This window comes from Stenotrophomonas maltophilia group sp. P373, assembly GCF_053295075.1.
This window is the reverse complement of the sequence record NZ_CM129994.1, coordinates 3736586-3758619: the sequence shown is the minus strand read 5'-3', so window position 1 is coordinate 3758619 and position 22034 is coordinate 3736586. Positions and strand designations below refer to the sequence as shown.

Sequence of the window (22034 nt, the reverse complement as noted above, 5' to 3'; positions counted from 1 at the left end):
CATGATCCCGCGCCGCCAGGTCAAGAACCCGCACGCCGAAGCCGAACAGTTCCGCCGCCGTGCGGCGCTGGGTTTCCTGGGCGTGCTGGTCTGCCTGCTGGGCCTGGGCGGCTGGTACTTCAAGCTGCAGGTGCTGGACCACGACGTGTACGCCACGCGCTCGGAAGCCAACCGCATCAAGCCGCGGCCGGTGGTGCCAGGGCGCGGCATGATCTACGACCGCAACGGTCGCCTGCTGGCCGAAAACGTGCCGGCCTTCCGCCTGGACGTCACTCCGGACAAGGTCGAGGACATGGATGCCACCCTGGAAGGGCTGGCGAAGATCATCAGCATCAGCCCGGAAGAGCTGGAAGCATTCAACAGGTCGCGCAAGGCGCGCCGCAAGTTCCTGCCGGTCACGCTGAAGCTGCGCATGAGCGACGAGGAGATGGCGCGCTTTGCCGTCGACCGCTGGCGTTTCCCGGGGGTCGAGCTGGAACCCTACCTGACCCGGCGCTATCCCTATGGCGATCTGTTCGCGCACATCATCGGCTACGTCGGCCGCGTTGATGACAAGGATCTGGAGATCCTCGGCGAAGGCAATGCCGCGCTGACCCACATCGGCAAGTCCGGCCTGGAACGCTATTACGAGCAGCAGCTGCGCGGCAAGGTCGGCTACGAGCAGGTCGAGACCAACGTGCAGGGTCGCGCGATCCGCACCATCGGCCGCGTCGCCGCACAGTCCGGTGCCGACCTGCGGCTGTCGATCGACGCCGACCTGCAGCGCGCGATGGTGGCCGCGTTCGGCGACCAGGAGGGTTCGGCGGTGGCGATGGATCCGCGCACTGGCGAAGTGCTGGCGATGGTCAGCCTGCCGTCCTACGACCCCAACCTGTTCGTCAACGGCATTTCCCATGCCGACTTCAAGGCCTTGAACGAAAACCCGTCGCGGCCACAGTTCAACCGCCTGGTGCTCGGTGGCGTCGCTCCCGGTTCCACGCTGAAGCCGCTGATCGGCCTGGCGGGACTGGACTCCGGCGTGCGCCGCCCGGAAGACAAGGTGCTCTCCACCGGCATGTTCTACCTGCCGGGCACCTCGCGCGGCTGGGGTGACGCCCACCGTGGCGGCCACGGCTGGACTGATCTGCGCAAGTCCATCGCCGAGTCGGTCAACACCTATTACTACAAGCTGGCGCTGGACCTGGGCATCGAGCGCTTCGACCATTACATGGAGTACTACGGCTTCGGCCAGCCGACCGGCATCGACCTCACCGGCGAGATCGGCGGCATCCTGCCGTCGCCCGCCTACAAGCGGAAGAGCCGCAAGGAAGCCTGGTATCCCGGCGATACGGTCAACATCAGCATCGGCCAGGGTGACTGGAAGGTCACCCCGCTGCAGCTGGCGCGCGGCGTCAGCGGCCTGGCCGACGGCCAGCTGCGCACCCCGCACCTGGTGATCCAGCAGCGCGAAGGCTTCGACAGCGACTGGACGGCGATGCCGCCCGGCGAGAGCAAGCCGGTCAGCCCCAATCCCAACAACGTGCAGGCCGTGCGCGAGGGCATGATGGCAACCATGCGGCCCGGCGGCAGCGGCTGGCGCGTGGCCGTCGGTGCGCCGTACGTGATGGCCGGCAAGACCGGTACCGCACAGGTCATCAGCCGCAAGGGCACCGCCGCCGTGAATCCGAAGAGCCTGCCGATGCATCTGCGTCACCGCGCACTGTTCGTCGGCTTTGCGCCGGCGGACAGCCCGGTCATCGCAATTGCGGTGGCAGTGGAAGGTGGTGGCTATGGTGGTTCGGCCGCGGCGCCGATCGCACGCAAGGTGTTCGACGCTTACCTGTTGGGCAAGATGCCCGAAGGCATGCAGCCGCTGGACAGCGAGCGCGGCACCACCGCCATCGGCGCCACCGCGTTCGACAACGAAGACGCGGGCGCGCGCCAGGCCGGTGACCTCGCCGCTGCACAGGTGGGAGAGCATCCGGTGCTGATTGGTGCACCCACGCCGGAGCCCGCGCCTGCGCCTGCGCCGCAGCCGGGTGCGCCGGCCGCCACGCTGCCAGCCACGCCGCGCCCGGCCCCTGCGGAGCCCGCACGATGAGAGTATTCCTGCGCTGGGCCGGCGACATGCTGCGCCGCTTTTTCAGCACGCTGGACTGGGTGCTGTGCCTGGCCCTGGGCGCGCTGATGGTGATTGGCCTGGCGACCCTGAAGAGCGCTGGTGGCGACAGCCTGGTGATGGCGCAGGGCGCGCGTTTCGCGGTGGGCATGGCCGCACTGTGGGGCATCTCGCGGGTGCCGATCCTGCGCATCCGCTCGGCCACGCCGATGATCTACGCGATCTCGATGATCCCGCTGCTGGCGGTGTTCGTGCTGGGCACCGGTAAATATGGCCGGCAGTGGCTGGACCTGAAATTCTTCTACCTGCAGCCGGCCGAGCTGCTGAAGGTGAGCCTGCCGATGATGGTGGCGTGGTACCTGCACAAGATGCCGCTGCCGCCGCGCTTCAATACCGTGCTCGTGGCCTTGATCATCATCGGCGTACCCACCGGCCTGGTGATGCTGCAGCCGGACTTCGGTACTGGCGTGCTGATCGCCGCCAGCGGCGTGTTCGTGCTGCTGCTGGCGGGCCTGCCGTGGTGGTGGGTTGGGCTGGGCGTGGGCGGCGTGGCTGCGGTCGCGCCGGTGGCCTGGTTCTGGTTGCTGCGGCCGTACCAGAAGGACCGCATCATGATGTTCCTGGACCCGGAGATGGACGCGCTTGGCGCCGGCTGGAACATCATCCAGTCGAAGATCGCCATCGGTTCCGGTGGCTTCGATGGCAAGGGCTGGGGCGAAGGCTCGCAGTCGCACCTGAACTTCATTCCCGAGCAGACCACCGACTTCGCGTTCTCGGTGCTGAGCGAGGAATTCGGCTGGATCGGCGTGGCCACCGTGCTGGCGCTGTACCTGGTGGTGATCGGGCGTTGCCTGTGGATCGCCAGCCAGTCACGCGATTCCTATTCGCGCCTGCTGGCGGGTGCCACCGGCCTGGCGTTCTTCGTCTACGTGCTGGTGAATGGCGGGATGATTTCCGGCCTGCTGCCGGTGGTAGGCGTGCCGATGCCGCTGATCAGCTACGGTGGTACTTCGGCGGTGTCGCTACTGGCCGGCTTCGGGCTGGTGATGGCGGTGCGCAGCCACAATCCAGTGCACGGCGGCTACGGTTGAGTCCGGCGTCGGGGTCAGATCCCTTTTTCCACAGGAAAAAGGGATCTGACCCCGCAGCTCGGCTACGGAGAGCAGGAGCACCCTGACAGCTTCACGCAAGCCCCCGTTGCTACCGTGCCCGCGTGAAATGGAAACGACTGCCTGGCGGCTGCCGTGAGGCGCTGCGCACGATCGATCTGCCGTTGCTGGGCGCGTTGTTGATCCTGATGGGCGCCGGCCTGGCGGTGCTGCACAGCGTGTCCGGCCCGGTGGCCGGGCAGGCGGCACGCTTTGCCGGTGGGCTGTTGGCGATGTGGCTGCTGTCGCGTGTTTCGCTGCTGCGATTGCGTGCGTGGACCCCTGCGATCTACGCGCTGTCGATGCTGCCGCTGATGGCGGTGTACGTCATCGGCACCGGCAAGTACGGGCAGCGCTGGCTGAACCTCGGCGTGTTCTACCTGCAGCCGTCCGAGCTGCTCAAGCTCAGCCTGCCGCTGATGATGGCGTGGTACCTGCATCGGCAACCACTGCCGCCCTCGCCGCGCACGGTATTGACCGCCGCGCTGCTGATCGGCGTGCCGGCGGTGTTGATCCTCATGCAGCCCAACCTCGGCACCGCCACGTTGGTCACTGCCAGTGGCGTGTTCGCGTTGTTGCTGGCTGGCTTGCACTGGGGCTGGTTGGCGACCGGGGCGGCAGGGCTGGCAGTGGCTGCACCCCTGGCGTGGTTCGGCTTGCTGCGGCAATACCAGAAGGATCGTGTGCTGACCTTCCTCGACCCGGCGGCCGACCCGCTTGGTACCGGCTGGAACATCCTGCAATCGCGCATCGCGATCGGTTCCGGGGGCTGGCAAGGACGTGGCTGGGGGCAGGGCACACAGGCCACGCTCGATTTCCTGCCCGAGTACACCACCGACTTTGCGTTCTCGGTGCTGGCCGAAGAGTTTGGCTGGATCGGCGTGGCGACGCTGTTCGCGCTGTACCTGTTCGTGGTGGGGCGTTGCCTGTGGATTGCGGTGCACGCGCGCGACACGCACGCGCGATTGCTGGCCGGTAGCCTGGGGCTGGCGTTCTTCGTCTACGTGCTGGTGAACGGCGGAATGATTTCCGGCCTGCTGCCGGTGGTGGGCATTCCGATGCCGCTGATCAGTTATGGCGGGACCTCGGCGGTTTCGCTGTTGGCCGGCATCGGGCTGGTGATGGCGGTACGCGGGCATCGGCCCGTGCACGGGGGATAGCGTTTCCAGCCAACGGCGCAGCCCCTCGTGGGTGGTCGCGTAACGCGGCTCATGTGTGGGGCGGGTGCGGTGGGTTCGCGGGACACGCCGTAAACCCGTCCCTGGGGGCTCGATGGCGCCATCCATGGCGCCAACGGTCCCGCGAACCCACCGCGCCCGCCCCCTGATAATTTTTGGGCGCGTCTACCCACAGAGAAGAAAGAGAAGAGCAAAAGCAAATGCAGCCTGGCGGGTCGCTTCATTGCCTTGTGTAGAGCCGAGCCGTGCTCGGCTTATGAGCAAGCGCAGCGCCGCGACCCGCTTTTGATCTTCTCTTTCTTCTCCGTGGGTAGACGCGCACGGAACCTGTCCGTGGCCGGGTAGATGGGCTGCGCAGGGGCGTGAGCCGCATGGATGCGGCGACCGAGCTTACATGGACGTACTTGCAGCGGCCCCTGCGCAGCCCATCTACCTGGCCTCACCCGTGAACTGCTTTTCGCGGCGACCCACGAGGGGCTGCGCCGTTGGCCGGAGACTACCTGGCGCTGCGCAATGCCCGTTGTGGAAGCGTTCTCACAACAATGCGACGCAACACGCTCTCCGACCAAAGTCCGCGAAAAACGTTATCTGGTTCACATTTTTACACCGCGTTGATCTTGATCAATGGACTTGTCGTAATCGGCCTGCACAATGGCGGCCCGTTCGGCACGGCGCGCCGTCAATCGATGCAGCGCGAGGGGGCGTCGGGCGGGAGCAGTACTGATCCAACGGGTACAGGGAGCGCGGGGAACTGCCACTGGGGAGCGGCAGCCGCGCAGGTACCGACCGGATCCGGTCGCCGGTTGCGTCTGCGGGGATGGGGACGCAACCGGCCACCTCTATCTGAATGGGGAAGCTCGATCACGACGTCTTCACATTTCCCGCTGAACGCGGGCAAATCGTTGTGATTCATGGTGTTAGGGGTTTTAATTCATCCATGACCTGCTAACCTGCGACGATGATTCGACGCACTCTGGCCTGCATGCTCACCCTCGGCCTGGTCGCCTGCGCGACCCAGCCGAAGTCCCCACCGTCTTCGCCCCAGGCCAGCAGTACGCCGCGCCAGCCCGCCACCAAGGCCCACGGCCCGGCCGAAGCCGCGCCCGAAGCGGCCGCTGCTACAGCGCCGCCGGTCGATCTCACTCCGGTGCCGTTCGAGGTCGCACGGGCCCGCTTTGTTGCCGATACGGCCAAGCGCTATGGGCTGAAGCCGGAGCAGATCAGCAGCGTGCTCGATCAGGCGCAGGTGCGCCAGCCGATCATCGCCGCCATGTCGCGCCCGGCCGAACGGGTCAAACCGTGGAACGAATACCGGCCGATGTTCATCAGCAAGGCACGCATCGATGGCGGCCGCGCGTTCCTGGCCCAGCATCGTGCCGAACTGGATCGCGTGCAGCAGCGCACCGGCGTGCCGGCCGAAGTGATCGTGGCGATCATCGGCGTGGAGACCAGTTACGGGAAAAATGCCGGCAACCACCGCGTGCTCGATGCGCTGTACACGCTGGCGTTCTACTACCCGCGCAGTGGCGACCCGGCCAAGCTGGAACGCGAAGTGCGCCGCGAGCTGTTCTTCCGCGATGAGCTGGCCAAGCTGTTCGAGCTGGGCCGTGAGGAAAAGCTGGACATCACCACGCTCAAGGGCAGCTATGCCGGTGCGATGGGCATGGGCCAGTTCATGCCGTCCAGCTATCTCGATTACGCCGTGGACGGTAATGGCGATGGCCGTCGCGACCTGTTCACCAGCTACGACGATGTGTTCTCGTCCATCGCCAATTATTTCGTGAAGAAGGGCGGTTGGGTCCGTGGTGGCCAGGTGGCCGTACCGGCCACGCTGGCGCCGGGTCGCGAGGAGTTCAACCCGACCGAATGGATGCCGACCTGGTCGCTGGCCGACCTGGCGCAGCGCGGCTACCAGCCCAGCGCTGCGGTGCAGCCGGGCGCCACCGCAACGCCGATCACGCTTGAGGGCAGCACCGGCAAGCAGTACTGGCTGGGCTTCCAGAATTACTACGCGATCACCCGCTACAACCTCTCGAAGATGTACGCGATGGCCGTGTTCCAGTTGTCGCAGGCCATCGCCGGACAGGAGCTGCCCCCGGCATGAACATCAGATGGCTGGTCCCGAGCTTGATCGTCCTCGCGCTGGCTGCCTGCAGCAGTGCGCCGAAGAAGCCGGCCACGACCGGCCACGGTGGCAAGCCCAGCGGCACGGTGGTGCAGGGTCGCGGCTCGCGCCCGGCGCATTGCCCGGAGGGCTCGCCCTATGCTGCGGCCAAGGAAGACCCGAACACGCGCGGCAACTACACCGCCGGGGGGCTGTACAAGCCAGGCGTGCGTGACAGCACCCCGGACTACATTCCCAACGTCGCCTGCATTCCCGAGCCGGAAGTGACCGCCGAAGAGCGTTCGGCCATCGGCAACAAGTCGCCGTACGTGGTGCTGGGCAAGTCGTACAAGGTGCTCGACGACACCCGCAACTATGTCGAGCGCGGTACGGCCTCGTACTACGGCGCCAAGTTCCACGGCCGCCTGACCTCCAACCGCGAGGTCTACGACATGTACCAGTTCACCGCCGCGCACAAGACGCTGCCGCTGCCCAGCTTCGCCCGCGTCACCAACCTGGACAACGGCGAGTCGGTGATCGTGCGCGTCAACGACCGTGGCCCGTTCCATGATGGCCGCGTGGTCGACCTCAGTTATGCCGCCGCGGTGCGGCTGGGCATCACCCAGCGCGGTACCGGCAACGTGGAAGTGCGTGCGCTGCAACCGGGCGAGAGCAACCTGCTGGCCCAAAAGCCGTCGCGCCGCGAGCGCCGTGCCGCCGAAACGGCTGTCGCGGCGGCCAGTACGCGCCCGGTAACGGCTGCGCGTGCCACCGCCGACAGCGACATTGATCGCCTGGTCAAGCGCCTGCCGGCCGACGCCATGCCTGCGCGTGGCCAGCCGGCCACCACCCAGGGCGTGGCCAGCGCCGTGCCGGACGTGGCGGTCAGCAGCCTGCCGCCGAGCGCACCGCCGGCGCGCAGCGCCCCTGTGGCACCGGTTGCCGTCGCCAGCGCCGCGCCGCGCGCGGTCACGCCGGCGCCGGCGCGTACGACGCCGGCCACACCGACCGCCCCCAGCCTGTCGCAGCAGGTGGTGGGCGCGGTGATGGTGCAGGTCGCCAGCTTCTCCAGCCGCGACAATGCCAACCGCGCAATGGGCCAGCTCAACGCCGCCGGCATCGTCGGCGCGACCATCAGCGACATCGCCGCCGGTGGCCGCACCCTGTTCCGCCTGCGCGTTCCCGCCAGCGACCATGCCAGTGCCGCGGAACTTGTCGGCCGCATTGCCGGTCTGGGCCTGGGGTCGCCTCAGATCGTCAAGGATTGACCCACCCGGGCCGGTGCTGCCGGCCCATGCTGCCCCGGCCTTACAATGGCCACTACGTTCCACCCTCCATTCCTGGCCGTCCCCTGGAGCCTGCTGTCCAATGAATTTCCGTTCCGCCGCCACCGCCCTGGCCGCCACCCTGATGGTGGGCCTGGCTTCCGCCCAGACCCCGCTGCCGACCCCGGCCACGCCGGCGCCCGCCGCCGCTGCCGCCCCGGTCACCGTTGCCACCCCGCCGGCGCCGGTGCCGAGCGTATCCAAGGCCTGGGTGCTGATGGACTACGCCACCGGCCAGGTGCTGGCCGGCGAGAACATCCACGAGCAGCTGGCCCCGGCCAGCATCACCAAGGTGATGACGTCCTACGTGATCGCCGCCGAGGTCAAGAACGGCAAGGTCCGTGCGGATGACCAGGTGATGATGAGCGAACGCGCCTGGCGCGAAGGCGGCGCGGGTACCGACGGCAGCTACAGCGGCTTCCCGGTCAACCAGACCGCACGCCTGGAAGACATGGAAAAGGGCATGGCGATCCAGTCCGGCAATGATGCCGCGATCGCCCTGGCCGAGCACGTGGCCGGCAGCGAAGAAGCCTTTGCGTCGCTGATGAACAGCTACGCCGCCAAGATCGGCATGAAGAACTCGCACTTCGTCAACGCCCACGGCCTGACCGCCGAAGGCCACCACAGCACCGCCTACGACCTGGCGCTGCTGGGCCGCGCGATGGTGCGTGATTACCCGGAAACCTACGCGTACAACAAGATCAAGGAATTCCAGGTCGGCAACATCAAGCAGCCGAACCGCAACCTGCTGTTGTGGCGCGACGGCAGCGTGGACGGCATCAAGACCGGCCACACCTCCGAAGCCGGTTACTGCCTGATGAGTTCGGCGCAACGTGGCGACCAGCGCCTGATCGCCGTGGTATTGGGCGGTGCGTCGGAAAAGCAGCGTGCCGATGACAGCCTGGCGCTGCTGAACTGGGGCTTCCGCTTCTTCGAGACCCACCGTCTGTATGAACCGGGCAAGGCCGTGGCCGAGCACAAGGTCTGGAAGGGCACCACCGACAAGGTGCAGCTGGGGGTGGCCCAGCCGATGCTGGTGAGCGTGCCGCGCGGCCGCTACAACGACCTGAAGCCGAGCATCGATGTGCCCAAGACCCTGGAAGCACCGTTCACCGCCGGCCAGCAGATCGGCACCGTGAAGGTCACCCTGGATGGCAAGGTCGTCGCCGAAGCGCCGCTGGTGGCCGTGGCCGCCGTTGAGCAGGCCGGCTTCTTCAAGCGCCTGTGGGACAGCTTCTGGATGTGGTGGGAATCGGAATGATCCACGCCCCGGCGTGGTGAACGAAAAGGCCGGCGAATGCCGGCCTTTTTCTTTGCCTGTATCGACGCTGTCGGGCCGGGTCCGGCGCGTGGAATTGGTACACGTCCGATGGGTTTGCCGGCGTGTCAGGTCGAGCATGTAAGCAACAGGACTGCCGGGCACTGCGGCTTTCCGTCCCATTCCATAGGAGTACATGCCAATGACCATTCGCACGCTGATGTCCGTGATTTCTCCAACGACGCGTTGCACTGCGCGCCGCACCCCGCTGGCATTGGCGTTGGCAGGTGCCTTGATGCTGCCAGCAGCTCTGGCTGCAGCAGCGGACAGGGGGGACTGCGCCAATGAAGCAACCGATGCGGAGCGCGAGCGCTGCACCAGTGACCAGGGGGCGACGTGGTCGAGTGTGCTTGCCACCAAGGTTGAACTGGGCGATGACGCCGTAGCGGGGGGCGCGCGCGACATTGCCATCGGCAATTCAGCAAGGACGGACAGCTCACTTTCGCCGGGCACTGATTCGCCGGACTACGCGATTGCGATCGGACCCGGTGCGCAGGTCGTGGGTGGAGGATCGCTGGCTATGGGCGGGGGCGCGAGCGTGCTCGGGGCCCCAACCACCAAGATGAAGGCAGTAGCCCTGGGCAATGCCAGTACTGTTTCGGCCGAAGGTGGCGTAGCGGTGGGCTACGATGCGACCGCCAGCCACAGTAACAGCGTCGCCTTGGGAGCCGGGGCGACCACCAATGCGGCCAACACGGTATCGGTGGGCAATGGCGTTGACAACCGCCGCATCACCAACATGGCTGACGGTGTGATCGCTGCAGGCAGTGCCGATGCCATCACCGGTGCGCAGCTGTTCTCGACCAATGAGCGCGTTGGGCGGGTGGAGAGTGACATCGACACGATCAAGGACGATGCCTCGAAGCTGGGTGCCCAGGTGGGCTCGCTGGAGAGCGGCGTTGGCGGATTGCAGACGCGCATGTCCGGCGCAGAAGGCTCGCTGAAGACGCTGAGTGATGACGTCGCGGGCCTTGCTGACGGCTCCTCCGGCATCGTCACCCATGATTCCGGTACGGGCGTGGTGAGCGTGGCTGCCGGCAAGGGCGGTACTGTGGTGGATTTCGCAGGCGGGGATGGCTACCGGCGCCTGAGCGGCGTGGCCAACGGCGTCAACGAAGATGACGTGGTGACCATCGCGCAGCTGCGGGCGGCTGGCGCGATTGATCCCGTCAGTGGCGAGACGCTGAGCGTGCTCACTTACGACGATGCAAGTCTGTCCCGGGCCTCGCTCGGCGGAACGGGTGGCACGGTGCTGGACAAGGTCGCCGCCGGCCAGATTGGCCAGTTCAGCATGGAAGCCGTCAATGGCAGCCAGCTGTGGCAGATGAATGCCAACTGGGAAGCCCAATGGCGACAGATGGACGACCGGCTGGGTTCGATCGAGCGTGGGATCGAGGATGGTTCCATTGGTGGCCCGGGGACCGGAAATCCCGGCACGGGCAATCCGGGTGTCTCCCCCGGTACCGGTGAGGGATCGGTGGCCATTGGCGAAGGGAGCGATGCTTCCGGCAAGGGCGCGATCGGCCTTGGCAATGGAAGCGCGGCGTCCGGCGTTGGTGCAGTGGCCGTGGGCGAGGGTAGTGTGGCCTCGGGTACGGGCTCGGTTGCCATGGGCGAAGGCGCCAGTGCGACGGGCAACAATTCGGTTGCTGTCGGTGCCGGATCTACGGCTGACCGCGACAGTGAGTTCTCGGTGGGCTCCCAGGGCAATGAGCGCGTCGTCAGCAATGTCGCGGCCGGCGTACGCCCGACCGATGCGGTGAACGTGCAGCAGATGGATGATCGTTTCAAGGCCGAGCGTGAGTACACCGATGGCCGCTTCAACGCGATGGACACGCGGCTTGACCGCATGGGGGCGATCAGCGCGGCCTATGCGGGCATGGCAATCAACACCGCCGGTTTGAGCGGCGACAACCGCGTGGGTGCGGGTGTCGGTTCGCAGAACGGGCGTTCGGCGTTGGCCGTGGGTTACCAGCGGATACTGGGCGAGAAGAAGAACGTCTCGGTGTCCTTGGGTGGCGCCTTCAGTGGTAGTGACCAGAGCGTTTCTGCCGGCGCGGGTTTCAGCTGGTAGGCACGCGAGGTGTCCGCCGGGCAACACCCGGCGGAACCGAGGCTGGGCCTACAGCGCACGACTGATGGTGAAGCTGCCGAACACCGGCGCCTCGCGCTGGCCGTTGAATTCGCGCGTGCTGTGGTAGCGCGCGGCAGCGAACTTCCAGCGGCCGTACATCACCGCCACGCCGTACCCGCCGTAGGCCACCACATGGCGCTTGTCCACGCTGTGACTGTTGCGGAAGGTGTTGCCATCCAGGGTGATATCGCGGATCACCCAGGCAGCGTCCGAGGTCGCGAATAGGTGCCAGGACCACCCACCGGGGCGGCCGCTGCGGGTCGGCGCCGTGTTCTCACCGGCCGGGCGCAACGGCGTGCTGCCGAAGTCGTCCGGCAGCTTCCAGCCAAAGCGCACTTCACCGCCGAAATTGGCCTTGGTTTCCAGGTTGCCGATCGACCCGCCGTAGTGGCTGATCGCGTCCCAGCCCCAACCGTCGGCATTGACGCTGGCATCGCCCGGCCACCGGCGCATGCGCTCATGGGTCAGCATGAACAGTGGTTCGTTGTGCAGCTGGTTGTCCCAACCCTTGAATTTTTCGTCGCCCAGCACGTCGTGCACGGCATTCTGCACCTGCTTGCCCTGTGCCCAAGGGCCGACCACGCCCAGTGTCAGCTGGGTGGTCTGCAGGCGGTCGCCGCTGCGCGCATTGAAACCGAAGTTCGCGATCAGCACGCCGGCGTAAGGGCGGTCGTCCTCGATCAGGTCCCTGCGAGTGAAATCGGTCGGGGTGAAGATCCCCTGGCCGATGCTGAAGATCATGTTCTGCTGTTCGAACTTGCCCGGATGCAGCCCTTCCAGGTACCGGTTCACCCAGCGCGCCATGCGCGGCAGGCAGGGGTCGTCGGTGTAATCGACCAGATTGGGGGAGACCAGGGTCAACAGCGCACCGTTGGTATAGCCCTGATCCTGGTGGCGGCCGCCGAACAGGTCGTTGTCGACGCGGAAATTGACCTGCGGCGGGTGGTCACGCATGGCGTCCGGGCCACATTGTTCGGCCGCCTGGGCGGCAAGGGGGAGGGCAGAGGCCAGCAGGCCGGCGAGCCCGAGAGCTGCGACACTACGCATGGATGGAATGCTCATGGGGAAGGGGGCGGTTTTCAGTCGTTTTCTGCAACGCTACGGTACTCGTGCCCGCGCGTCGGAACGAGCACGTCCGGATCACTTGTCTGTTCCGAAAACAACATTGTCCGGCGGGCACAATTTGTTACCCGCGCACGCGCCGCGGGCCTGGCGTGAAGGCGTTCGCGGGCCGCCCGTACGATGTTCGCGTGGGTGACGGTCAGGAGATTGCAGTCAGCTGCCGTTGGGCCTCAGGCCCGTCCCTTTGGGCCGCCTGCAACGCAGCAGACCGCCGGTGCGGTCCTGGCGTTGATGAATACTCTTGGGTTTGTTGCCCTGCGGCCCGATAATGGGGCCATGGAAATCAAGTCCGACAACCCCGACCACGGCTTCCAGTTCCCCGGCCAGTTCGAGCTCAGCGCCATGGGCCCGGCCAACCGCGGCCTGGAGCATGAGCTTCCCCGCCTGTTGCTGGCCGCCGGCATCGATGTGGTGAACGAACGCATCAGCTGGAAGCACTCCTCCAACGGCAAGTACGTGTCCGTCCGCATCGTGTTCAAGGCCGAGAGCCGCGAACAGTACGACCTGGCGCACCAGGCGCTGCGTGACCACCCGGAAGTGAAGTGGACGCTGTAGCCGACTCCTGCCCGGCCGAAGCCGCCCCGGAGGACCGTGCGCCGCGTCCGGCGCTGGTCCGTGACCTCGGCCGCCAGCCGTATGAACCGGTGTGGCGCGCCATGCAGCGCTTCACCGACCAGCGCAGCGACGCCGATGCCGACGAGCTGTGGGTGGTCGAGCACGATCCGGTGTTCACCCTGGGCCAGGCCGGCAAGGACGAGCATGTGCTGGCGCCGGGCGACATCCCCGTGCTGCACGTGGACCGCGGCGGCCAGGTGACCTATCACGGTCCCGGCCAGATCGTGATCTATCCGTTGCTGCGTCTGCCACGGCTGGGTATCGGTGTGCGCGACTACGTGTGCCGCATCGAGCAGGCGCTCATCGATACCCTGGCCGAGTGGAACATCGGCGCCGAACGCCGCGAGGGCGCCCCGGGCGTCTACGTCGGTGGTGCCAAGATTGCCGCACTCGGCATCCGCGTGCGCCGCGGCTGCACCTTCCATGGGCTGGCCTTCAACGTGGCCATGGACCTGGAACCCTTCCACCGCATCAATCCCTGTGGCTATCAGGGGTTGCAGGTGACCTCGGTGCTGGATTTGGGCGGCCCCTCCGGGATGGACGCCGTCAAGCCGGTGCTGCTGGACCACCTGGCCCGCCAGTTTGGCCTGCTGCTGCAGCACACGCCCGAACTGCCCGATCTTTCTGCGGCCGCCTGACCGCTCCCCGGAACTGCCATGACTGAAACCACCGCCCGTTCCATTCCCCTGCAGATCGTGCAGGGCGATTCTCCGTCCACCGCGCCGTTGCAGGCCGGGGTCAAGCAGCTGGGCGGTGACAAGATCAACCGTTCGCCGGTGCAGTTCGCCGACGCGCCGGTACTGCGCAAGCCGTCCTGGATCCGCGTGCGCATTCCTTCGGGCAATGCCGTGCAGAACCTGAAGGCCAAGCTGCGCGAGAACCGCCTGGTGACGGTATGCGAGGAAGCCAGCTGCCCGAACATCCACGAGTGCTTCGGTCATGGCACCGCCACCTTCATGATCCTCGGTGAGGTCTGCACCCGGCGCTGCTCGTTCTGCGACGTGGCCCATGGCCGCCCGAAGCCGCCGGATGCCAACGAGCCGGCCAGCCTCGGCCAGACCGTGGCCGACATGGGCCTGAAGTACGTGGTGGTGACCAGCGTCGACCGCGATGACCTGCGCGACGGCGGTGCCCAGCACTTCGTCGACTGCATCACCGCCATCCGCGAAAAGTCGCCGGGTACCCGCATCGAAGTGCTGACCCCGGACTTCCGCGGCAAGGGCCGCATGGAACGTGCGCTGGAGATCCTGGCGCAGAACCCGCCGGATGTGTTCAACCACAACATCGAGACCGTGCCGGACCTGTACCGCAACGTGCGCCCGGGTGCGGACTACCAGTGGTCGCTGAACCTGCTGAAGAACTTCAAGGCGCAGCACCCGGACGTGCCGACCAAGAGCGGCATCATGCTGGGCCTGGGCGAAGACTTCGAACAGATCAAGGCCACGATGCGTGACCTGCGCGCGCACGATGTGGACATGATCACCATCGGACAGTACCTGCAGCCGACCGCGCACCATCACCCGGTGCTGAAGTACTGGACCCCCGACGACTACAAGGCACTGGAAGACTACGGTTACGAGCTGGGCTTCAGCCACGTGGCGTCCGGCCCGATGGTGCGCTCGTCGTACCACGCCGACGTTCAGGCCAAGGGCGCAGGGGTTTCCTGACACCCTCCCGGTGGGTGGGAGTTGCTTCTCCCGTGGGTGCGGACCGTTGGTCCGCACACCTCTGCCTGCGGTAGAGCCGAGCCCATGCTCGGCTGCTTGCTGCCGGCCAGCCGAGCATGGGCTCGGCTCTACATGCATTCACAATTTGCTACACCGGCCCCGCTAGGCTGGTTTTCCACCGAGCGCGGCCGGGTGACAAACCCGGCAACTTTCGGCACTGTCGGGGTGTCTGAACACCCTGCAGTCTCCCCCTTGGCAAGGCGCCTTCGAGCACGTCAATGAAATTCAAAGCCCCCGCATTCCTGATGGCCCTGGCGCTGGTCGCGCCGCTGGCGCTGGCGGCCAAGGCCGACTCGCCTGCATTGCCCGCTGCGGCAACCGCCGATCAGGTGACCACCTCCAAGCTGGTGTATGGCCTGTTGTCCGACAGTCGTTACGCCTACCGCCCGCGTGCGCTGGACGAGGCCACCTCCAAGGACGTGTTCAAGCGCTATCTGGAGACGCTGGACGGCGCCAAGCAGTACTTCACCCAGGCCGACGTGGCGCGCTTCGCGCCCTTCGAAGCCAACATCTCCTCGGCCATCCGTGGCGGCGAACTGGAGCCGGCGTTCCAGGTGTTCGCGGTCTACAAGCAGCGTGTCGGCGAACGTGTGGCCTTTGCGCGCAAGCTGCTCAAGCAGGAGCCGGACTTCACCACCGACGAGCGCTTCGAATACGACCGCAAGAAGGTGCCGTGGGCGGCCAGCAGCGCCGAGCTGGATGAGCTGTGGCGCAAGTCGGTGAAGAACGACTGGCTGCGCCTGAAGCTGGCGGGCAAGAAGCCGGACGATATCCGCAAGACGCTGGACAAGCGCTACGCGACGCTGGAGAAGTCGGTCAATGAGCTGAAGGGCGAAGACGTCTTCCAGTTCTTCATGAATTCGTACACCAGCGCGGTTGATCCGCACACCGATTACTTCACCCCGCGCACGGCCGAGAACTTCAACCAGGCGATGTCGCTGTCGCTGGAAGGCATCGGTGCGCAGCTGCAGCGCCAGGACGACGTGGTGGTGATCCGCGAGATCATCGCCGGTGGCCCGGCTGCGGTGGACGGCACGCTGAAGCCGGGTGACCGCATCGTCGGCGTTGGCCAGGGCAAGTCTGGCCAGGTCGAGGACGTGATCGGCTGGCGCATCGACGATGTGGTGGCCAAGATCCGCGGCGCCAAGGACACCCAGGTCAAGCTGGAGTTCATTCCGGCTGCCGAAGGTGCCGATGGCAAGCACCACACCCTGGTGCTGACCCGGCAGAAGGTGCGCCTGGCCGAACAGGCCGCCAAGGGCGAGACCATGACCATTCCGGCCGCCAACGGCGAGCCGGCACGGAAGATTGGTGTGATCAAGCTGCCGACCTTCTACCAGGATTTCGAAGGCCGCCGCCGCAACGCCGCCGACTATGCCTCGGCCACCCGCGACGTGGCCAAGCTGCTGGCTGGTTTCAAGAACGACAAGCTGGACGGCGTGGTGCTGGACCTGCGCAACAACGGCGGCGGTTCGCTGGATGAAGCCATCGAACTGACCGGCCTGTTCATCGAGCAGGGCCCGGTGGTGCAGGTACGTGAGTCCGGTGGCCGCGTCACCGTCAACAGCGACCGCAACCAGGGTGTGGCGTGGGATGGCCCGCTGGCGGTGCTGATCAACCGCGGTTCGGCCTCGGCCTCGGAGATCTTCGCCGGTGCGATCCAGGATTATGGTCGTGGCCTGGTGATCGGTGAAACCAGCTTCGGCAAGGGCACCGTGCAGAACATCGTCGACCTCGACCGTTGGCCGAGTGGCGAGACCCAGCGCTTCGGCCAGGTCAAGCTGACCATCGCCCAGTTCTTCCGCATCAGCGGCAGCAGCACCCAGCACAAGGGCGTGGTGCCGGACCTGGCCTTCCCGGCCAGCGTCGATGCCACCGAGTTCGGCGAGAGCACCTACGATAACGCCCTGCCGTGGACCCGCATCGCCGCCGTGCCGCACACCCAGTACGGCAACTTCGCGCCGCTGCTGCCGAAGCTGGAGGCCCGCCACGACGCGCGAATCGCTACCGACAAGGAATTCCAGTGGTGGAACGAGGACGTGCAGCAGTTCCGAACCGAGGCGGCGAAGAAGTACATCTCGCTCAACGAGGCCACCCGTCGCGCCGAACGCGAGCGCCAGGACGCCCAGCGCAAGGAACGCCAGCTGCAGCGCAAGGAGCTGGGCCTGGCCCTGGACCCGCTGGCCGATGACAGCAGTGATGATGGCCTGACCGGCAACGAGCGCGACATCGTGAAGGATGCCGCCCGCGAAAAGGCCGCCGAAAAGCGTCCGGACCCGCTGCTGCGCGAGTCGGCCTCGATCCTGGCCGACGCGGTGAACCTGCTGGCCAATGACCGTCCGCTGTCGGCCCAGGTGCTGCCGCAGTCCACCGGCGCGGGGCGTTGGGCGGACTGAGCCGGAGACGGCGCGCGACATTCGCAGGGGCCGGCATTGCCGGCCCCTTCTTGTTTGGGAAGCCCATTCCCGGTCGCGCCGGGCCATGCCCGGGCCAGTGAAGTGCCGCAAACGACTTGATCCCCTCCGTCCCCTTTTACGTGCATGAACCGGGAGCAACGTGGGGGGGCATATCGACCTGCCGCACACGGGGGCGGGACTACCCTTGGTGCTTCCGTTCTCGCAGGAGTACCCATGCGGGCCTCCCGTCTTTCCAGCGCTGCCGTGGCGTGCGCCAGCGCCTTGATCCTTTCGGCCTGTGGTGGCCGCGCCGCCGACAGCACCGTGCTGCGCGAGTCTTTCGATTCCGGCGATACCTTCTCGCGCACCGTTGAGGGACGCCCCGGCGAAGCCTGCGAGGCCGCGCGCCGCACGCTGCTCAGCCAAGGCTATGCCATCGCCCGTTCCGATGATGCGCAGGTGGAGGGCAACAAGAACTTCCAGCCGCGCGAGGATGACCATGAGCAGCTGGTGCTGCGCATCTCCTGCGCCCCGCGCGGCAGCCAGACGCTGGTGTTCGTCAGTGCCGTGCAGGACCGCTACGCGCTGAAGAAGAGTCCGACCTCGGCCAGTGTCGGTGTGGGTGCGCTGGGCTCGGTGTCGCTGCCGTTCGGCAGCAACGACGACTCGCTGGTGAAGGTGGCCAGCAGCACGGTCACGGATGCCGAGTTCTATCGTCGCTTCTTCCAGCGCCTGCAGCAGTATTTGCCGGCCGCGGCGGGCACGCCATCGCCATCGCCGGCCGCGGCGCCGGAACCCGCACCGGCGGTTACGGACCAGGGCTGAGAGTGCGCGGCAGGTGGCTGATTGCAGCCCTGCTGCTGGCGCCCGCGTGGGTCGTGGCAGCGCCATCCCCGGACTGTACGCAGGGCCTGCTGCAGCGGTTGGGGTGGCGCTTCGAAGAAGCGTCCCTCACCGCGCCGCAGGTGCGCGGTGGTCCCGTATGTACGCGTGCCTCGCTGGCTGATTCACAAGCGGCCGGCGACCTGCAGGTGCGGTGGCCGGCGGCGCTGCCCGCTGCCGCTCGGCAGGCACTGCTGCAGCAGCTGCTGGATGACCCCGCCACCGTCTGCGCCTATGCCTTCCAGCTGGGGGCGGCCACGCGGCGCGCGACTTCGGCATTGCAGGGCAATCCCACGTTCCGCTTCTCCGGCCCGCAGCTGGGATGGATCGGCTTCGGATTGCAGGGCGCACCGGCACAGGGTTGGCAGCGTACACGCAGTTTCGGTCGTGGCTTCGTGCCCCGCGCGGGCAACAGCCATGCGCTGCAGGCGTTCTACAGCGGTGCCGTGCGTGCCGAATGCGGTGTCGGCCGCCAGGTCGCACAGCTGGCCACCCAGCGCGAGCTGTATGGCGATGCTGCGTTCGACACTGGGTTCGCAGCGGAGGAGCTGTCGATCGGCACCTTCCTCGCGCTGCACGACACCGACAGCATCCTGCTCGGCGCGCATGCGGGTGACTTCTTCGCCGATGGCAAGGCGGTGCGCACCTCGGCGATGGGGCGGCAGGCGTTCGTGGGCGTGCCCGGTTTCATCGAACATGTGTACGACAAAGGCACGCTGGACGACCTGAGTAACCAGGCCGAGAACTTCGTGGTGGTCGAGGTGGGCGAGGGCGCTGCGCAGGCGCTGGCACTGCACGCTGGCCTGGCCTGGTACGACCAGCGCAATGCCGAGCTCTTGAAACTGGCGCAGGACATCCCGCGCATCGGCCAGCGCTATTTCGAGCGCCTGCTGTTCGAGCGCGATCCACAGCTGCGCGCGCGCCTGGCACCGCGCTACCACGCGGCTCTGGTGCGCATGGATCAGCTGCTGGACGATCCGTTCTACCAGCAGTTCGTGATCTACGTGCATCCGCGCGGTATACGTCCTATCGGCTACCACATCGTCCGCCTGCTCGATCGCAACCCGAGAACGCCGTTTTCGATCGACCTGGCGGTGCACAATCTGCATACCACGCTCTACCGGCGTTGGCGCGAGGCGCAGCTGCGCCACTGCGCGGCTACCGGCAGGCCAGGCAGCCTGACCCTAGACCCCAACTGAAGGTGAAACAATGGATATTGCAATGATCGGCCTCGGCCGCATGGGCGCCAACATGGCCCAGCGCCTGCATCGCGGTGGCCACCGCGTGGTCGGCTACGACCCGGGCGAAAGTGCGCGCCAGCGTGCTGCAGAGGCCGGCCTGGAGGTGGTTGATTCGCTGGCCGCCGCCGTGGCCGCGCTGCCGGTGCCGCGCGTGGTGTGGCTGATGGTGCCGGCGGGTGAAACCGTCGACCAGACGCTGGGACAGCTGACCCCGCACCTGGCTGAGGGTGACATCGTCATCGACGGCGGCAACTCCAACTACCAGGACTCGATCCGTCGCGCCAAGGCGCTGGCGGAGGACGATCTGGGCTACGTCGACTGTGGCACCAGCGGCGGCGTGTGGGGCCTGCAGGAAGGCTACAGCCTGATGGTCGGTGGCGAAGCATCGGTGGTGGAGCAGATCGCACCGCTGCTGCGCACGCTGGCACCGGCTGAAGATCGTGGCTGGGCGCGTGTTGGTCCATCCGGCGCCGGCCATTTCACCAAGATGGTCCACAACGGCATCGAATACGGAATGATGCAGGCCTATGCCGAAGGCTTCGCGCTGATGGAGCGCAAGCAGGAGATGGCGCTGGACCTGGCCCAGGTAGCCGAGGTGTGGCGTCACGGCAGCGTGGTGCGCTCGTGGCTGCTGGACCTGAGCACCGAAGCACTCAAGCGCAATCCGTCGCTGGATGGCATCGCGCCATACGTGGAGGATTCCGGCGAAGGCCGCTGGACCGTGGCCGAAGCCATCGCGCTGGACGTGCCGGCACCGGTGATCACGTTGTCGCTGCTGGAACGCCTGCGTTCGCGGGAATCGAATTCGTTCACCGACCGCCTGCTGTCGGCGATGCGCAATGAATTCGGCGGCCACGCCATCAAGAAGTCGTAAGCACTGCGGTGGGGTCAGAGCCCTTCGGCGTTGCCGAAGGGATCCGACCCCGGGCAGATCAGGGTCGGATCCCTTTCCGCAGGAAAGGGTTCTGACCCCATGCAGCCAGTCGAGCATGGCTCGACTCTACAAAAGCCGTCTCCGATCGTTGCCACGTCATCCACGCATGGCGTGGATCTACTGGTCAGTGCAACGCGATCTGCCGGCCTTCGCGCGCGCTGTCCATGCCCGCCTGCAGCAGCCGCATCAACTGCAATGCCTGCATCGGGCTGACCGTCGCTTCGCCGTCGCCGTGCATCGCCGCGGCGAACTGCGCATACAACCGACGATAGTCGCCGGGCAGGTTGTCGACGGTGCTGCGCAGAACATTGTCTTCTGCATCACAGTGCACCAGTTCGCCATGCCGGGGATCGATGCCCCATCCGGGCGCACCCGGCGCTACGCCGCAGCGCAGCTGGGCCTCCTGCACATCCAGGCCGTACTTGATCCAGCTGGCCTTGCTGCCATGCACGCTGAAGTGCGGGGCAGGGGCAGCCACCAGCGAACCGGCATGCACGATGGCGCGATGCTGGGGGTAGTGCAGTACGGCGTGGAAGTAATCGATGCCGGCGCCACCTTGGCGCTGCACGGCCAGATCCGCATCGATGGCGTCGGGCCAGCCGAACAGCACCAGCATCTGGTCCAGCAGGTGCGGGCCGAGGTCGTACCACAGGCCACTGCCTGGCCCGTCCTGTTCGCGCCAACGGTCGCGCACCTGCGGCCGGTAGCGGTCGAAATGCGCATGGCATTCGGCCACCTCGCCCAGCGTGCCTTCGGACAGCAGCGCCTGCAGCGTGAGGAAGTCGGCATCGAAGCGCCGGTTCTGGAACACGGTGGCGATGCGGCCGGCGTCGCGTGCCGTGGCCAGTACCGTTTCCGCTTCGGCCACATCCAGCGCAAAGGGTTTGTCGACCAGCACGTGCTTGCCGGCGGCCAGCGCGGCCATCGCCAGCGGCGCGTGCTGTTCGTTCGGCGTGGCGATCACTACCGCATCCACCGCTGGATCGTCGAACACGTCCTGTGGCGTTGCACGCACGTGTACGTTGCTGAACGTGCGCAGCAACGTGTCGCGCTGCGAGCTGACGATGCTGTGCAGGGCCAGGCCGGGCGTGTGCTGGATCAGCGGCGCATGGAAGACGCGGCCGGCGAGGCCGTAGCCGATCAGGGCCAGGTGCAGGTCGGGGCGCATGGCAGAGCTCCGGCAGGGGGGAAGGGCAGGGTAAACGACAGATGCGGACAGCCCAAAACTGAACCGTTGCCGTTGGAAACGCTTCGATTCACGGCGGCATGACCGCGACGCCACGCCTGCTCCACGTGCGCTTGTCCAGACTGGCAGCACATCCCGAAGGAGAACGACACGATGAGCAATACCACTCGCACGCTGATTGCTTCTGCCCTGACGCTGGGCCTGGCACTGTCCTCCTCGGCCGCATTCGCCAAGGACCCGGCCGCGAAGAGCCCGCCGACCACCAGCGCACATCCGGCTACCCACGCGGATCGCCATGATTCCAACGAACCGGTGACCGACAGCTGGATCACCACCAAGGTGAAGGCGGACCTGCTGACCAGCAGCAACGTCCCGGGCACCGAGATCAAGGTGGAAACGGTGAACGGCGTGGTCAGCCTGAGCGGCACCGTGGCCACCCAGGCCGAGAAGGACAAGGCGGTCACCACCGCCAAGGGCATCAAGGGCGTGACCCGCGTCGATGCCGCCGCATTGAAGGTCAGCGCTGCCGCCAAGCGCTGAACCGGTTGGGCGCCCCGCGTGGGGCGCCCGCTGACCTGTAGACCCGAGCCATGCTCGGCTGGCACTCCAAGGCAGCCGAGCATGGG

At 66.7% G+C, this 22034-nt stretch carries 17 protein-coding genes; 15 read left to right on the top strand and 2 right to left on the bottom strand.

Features of this window, described 5'->3' with window-relative positions; genetic code table 11:
• Position 1: 1 nt before the first annotated feature.
• From mrdA to ACSYHF_RS17270, 7 genes are all read left to right on the top strand, one after another.
• Positions 2-2080 carry a penicillin-binding protein 2 gene (mrdA, locus tag ACSYHF_RS17300; RefSeq protein WP_447575849.1) on the top strand — a complete coding sequence of 693 codons (2079 nt, stop codon included), beginning with the start codon at positions 2-4 and terminating at the stop codon, positions 2078-2080.
• Positions 2077-3189, top strand: a complete 1113-nt coding sequence (gene rodA, locus ACSYHF_RS17295; RefSeq protein WP_005419392.1) for a rod shape-determining protein RodA — start codon at positions 2077-2079, stop codon at positions 3187-3189. The genes mrdA and rodA (ACSYHF_RS17295) overlap by 4 nt, the downstream gene beginning before the upstream one ends.
• Before the next feature lie 122 nt (positions 3190-3311).
• Positions 3312-4406, top strand: a complete 1095-nt coding sequence (gene rodA, locus ACSYHF_RS17290) for a rod shape-determining protein RodA (protein ID WP_065178035.1) — start codon at positions 3312-3314, stop codon at positions 4404-4406.
• A gap of 976 nt (positions 4407-5382) precedes the next feature.
• Positions 5383-6528 (top strand): lytic murein transglycosylase B, encoded by a 1146-nt coding sequence (mltB, locus tag ACSYHF_RS17285; RefSeq protein ID WP_005419390.1) that lies wholly within the window; start codon positions 5383-5385, stop codon positions 6526-6528.
• Positions 6525-7796, top strand: coding sequence for a septal ring lytic transglycosylase RlpA family protein (locus tag ACSYHF_RS17280; RefSeq protein WP_065196486.1), 1272 nt, complete (start codon positions 6525-6527; stop codon positions 7794-7796). The genes mltB and ACSYHF_RS17280 overlap by 4 nt, the downstream gene beginning before the upstream one ends.
• 100 nt (positions 7797-7896) lie before the next feature.
• Positions 7897-9114, top strand: a complete 1218-nt coding sequence (locus ACSYHF_RS17275) for a D-alanyl-D-alanine carboxypeptidase family protein (RefSeq protein ID WP_447575848.1) — start codon at positions 7897-7899, stop codon at positions 9112-9114.
• A gap of 199 nt (positions 9115-9313) precedes the next feature.
• A complete protein-coding gene (locus ACSYHF_RS17270; RefSeq protein ID WP_447575847.1) occupies positions 9314-11245 on the top strand; it encodes a YadA family autotransporter adhesin in 1932 nt (643 codons plus the stop codon).
• A gap of 48 nt (positions 11246-11293) precedes the next feature.
• On the opposite strand, the gene ACSYHF_RS17265 is transcribed toward ACSYHF_RS17270, so the two are convergent.
• Positions 11294-12352, bottom strand: coding sequence for a lipid A deacylase LpxR family protein (locus ACSYHF_RS17265; protein WP_080375075.1), 1059 nt, complete (start codon positions 12350-12352; stop codon positions 11294-11296).
• A 351-nt stretch (positions 12353-12703) separates the two neighbouring features.
• On the opposite strand from ACSYHF_RS17265, the gene ACSYHF_RS17260 reads away from it, so the two are divergent.
• From ACSYHF_RS17260 to gnd, 7 genes are all read left to right on the top strand, one after another.
• A complete protein-coding gene (locus ACSYHF_RS17260) occupies positions 12704-12982 on the top strand; it encodes a YbeD family protein (RefSeq protein ID WP_005411067.1) in 279 nt (92 codons plus the stop codon).
• Positions 12970-13680, top strand: coding sequence for a lipoyl(octanoyl) transferase LipB (gene lipB / locus ACSYHF_RS17255; RefSeq protein ID WP_005419373.1), 711 nt, complete (start codon positions 12970-12972; stop codon positions 13678-13680). The genes ACSYHF_RS17260 and lipB overlap by 13 nt, the downstream gene beginning before the upstream one ends.
• An 18-nt stretch (positions 13681-13698) precedes the next feature.
• Positions 13699-14709, top strand: coding sequence for a lipoyl synthase (lipA, locus tag ACSYHF_RS17250; protein ID WP_005419370.1), 1011 nt, complete (start codon positions 13699-13701; stop codon positions 14707-14709).
• 278 nt (positions 14710-14987) lie between these two features.
• Positions 14988-17165, top strand: a complete 2178-nt coding sequence (locus tag ACSYHF_RS17245) for a carboxy terminal-processing peptidase (RefSeq protein ID WP_005419368.1) — start codon at positions 14988-14990, stop codon at positions 17163-17165.
• A 234-nt stretch (positions 17166-17399) separates the two neighbouring features.
• Positions 17400-17990: a DUF2242 domain-containing protein gene (locus tag ACSYHF_RS17240; RefSeq protein ID WP_005419366.1), complete on the top strand. Its 591-nt coding sequence runs from the start codon at positions 17400-17402 to the stop codon at positions 17988-17990.
• A 17-nt stretch (positions 17991-18007) separates the two neighbouring features.
• Positions 18008-19246 carry a hypothetical protein gene (locus tag ACSYHF_RS17235; RefSeq protein ID WP_447576445.1) on the top strand — a complete coding sequence of 413 codons (1239 nt, stop codon included), beginning with the start codon at positions 18008-18010 and terminating at the stop codon, positions 19244-19246.
• A 10-nt stretch (positions 19247-19256) separates the two neighbouring features.
• The gene (gnd, locus tag ACSYHF_RS17230) at positions 19257-20162 is read left to right on the top strand and encodes a phosphogluconate dehydrogenase (NAD(+)-dependent, decarboxylating) (RefSeq protein ID WP_111128252.1); all 906 of its coding nucleotides are present in this window, start codon (positions 19257-19259) and stop codon (positions 20160-20162) included.
• A 184-nt stretch (positions 20163-20346) separates the two neighbouring features.
• Here the strand turns inward: gnd and ACSYHF_RS17225 are convergent, their stop codons facing one another.
• Positions 20347-21390: an oxidoreductase gene (locus tag ACSYHF_RS17225; RefSeq protein ID WP_447575846.1), complete on the bottom strand. Its 1044-nt coding sequence runs from the start codon at positions 21388-21390 to the stop codon at positions 20347-20349.
• Positions 21391-21561: 171 nt separating this feature from the next.
• Between ACSYHF_RS17225 and ACSYHF_RS17220 the strand changes: the two genes are divergently transcribed.
• Positions 21562-21948 carry a BON domain-containing protein gene (locus ACSYHF_RS17220; protein ID WP_053498227.1) on the top strand — a complete coding sequence of 129 codons (387 nt, stop codon included), beginning with the start codon at positions 21562-21564 and terminating at the stop codon, positions 21946-21948.
• Positions 21949-22034 lie beyond the last annotated feature (86 nt).

Coding starts and splice junctions, on each gene's coding strand:
- mrdA (WP_447575849.1), top strand. CDS start 2: ATGATCCCGCGCCGCCAGGTCAAGAACCCGCACGCCGAAGCCGAACAG.
- rodA (WP_005419392.1), top strand. CDS start 2,077: ATGAGAGTATTCCTGCGCTGGGCCGGCGACATGCTGCGCCGCTTTTTC.
- mltB (WP_005419390.1), top strand. CDS start 5,383: ATGATTCGACGCACTCTGGCCTGCATGCTCACCCTCGGCCTGGTCGCC.
- ACSYHF_RS17280 (WP_065196486.1), top strand. CDS start 6,525: ATGAACATCAGATGGCTGGTCCCGAGCTTGATCGTCCTCGCGCTGGCT.
- ACSYHF_RS17275 (WP_447575848.1), top strand. CDS start 7,897: ATGAATTTCCGTTCCGCCGCCACCGCCCTGGCCGCCACCCTGATGGTG.
- ACSYHF_RS17270 (WP_447575847.1), top strand. CDS start 9,314: ATGACCATTCGCACGCTGATGTCCGTGATTTCTCCAACGACGCGTTGC.
- ACSYHF_RS17265 (WP_080375075.1), bottom strand. CDS start 12,352: ATGCGTAGTGTCGCAGCTCTCGGGCTCGCCGGCCTGCTGGCCTCTGCC.
- ACSYHF_RS17260 (WP_005411067.1), top strand. CDS start 12,704: ATGGAAATCAAGTCCGACAACCCCGACCACGGCTTCCAGTTCCCCGGC.
- lipA (WP_005419370.1), top strand. CDS start 13,699: ATGACTGAAACCACCGCCCGTTCCATTCCCCTGCAGATCGTGCAGGGC.
- ACSYHF_RS17245 (WP_005419368.1), top strand. CDS start 14,988: ATGAAATTCAAAGCCCCCGCATTCCTGATGGCCCTGGCGCTGGTCGCG.
- ACSYHF_RS17240 (WP_005419366.1), top strand. CDS start 17,400: ATGCGGGCCTCCCGTCTTTCCAGCGCTGCCGTGGCGTGCGCCAGCGCC.
- gnd (WP_111128252.1), top strand. CDS start 19,257: ATGGATATTGCAATGATCGGCCTCGGCCGCATGGGCGCCAACATGGCC.
- ACSYHF_RS17225 (WP_447575846.1), bottom strand. CDS start 21,390: ATGCGCCCCGACCTGCACCTGGCCCTGATCGGCTACGGCCTCGCCGGC.
- ACSYHF_RS17220 (WP_053498227.1), top strand. CDS start 21,562: ATGAGCAATACCACTCGCACGCTGATTGCTTCTGCCCTGACGCTGGGC.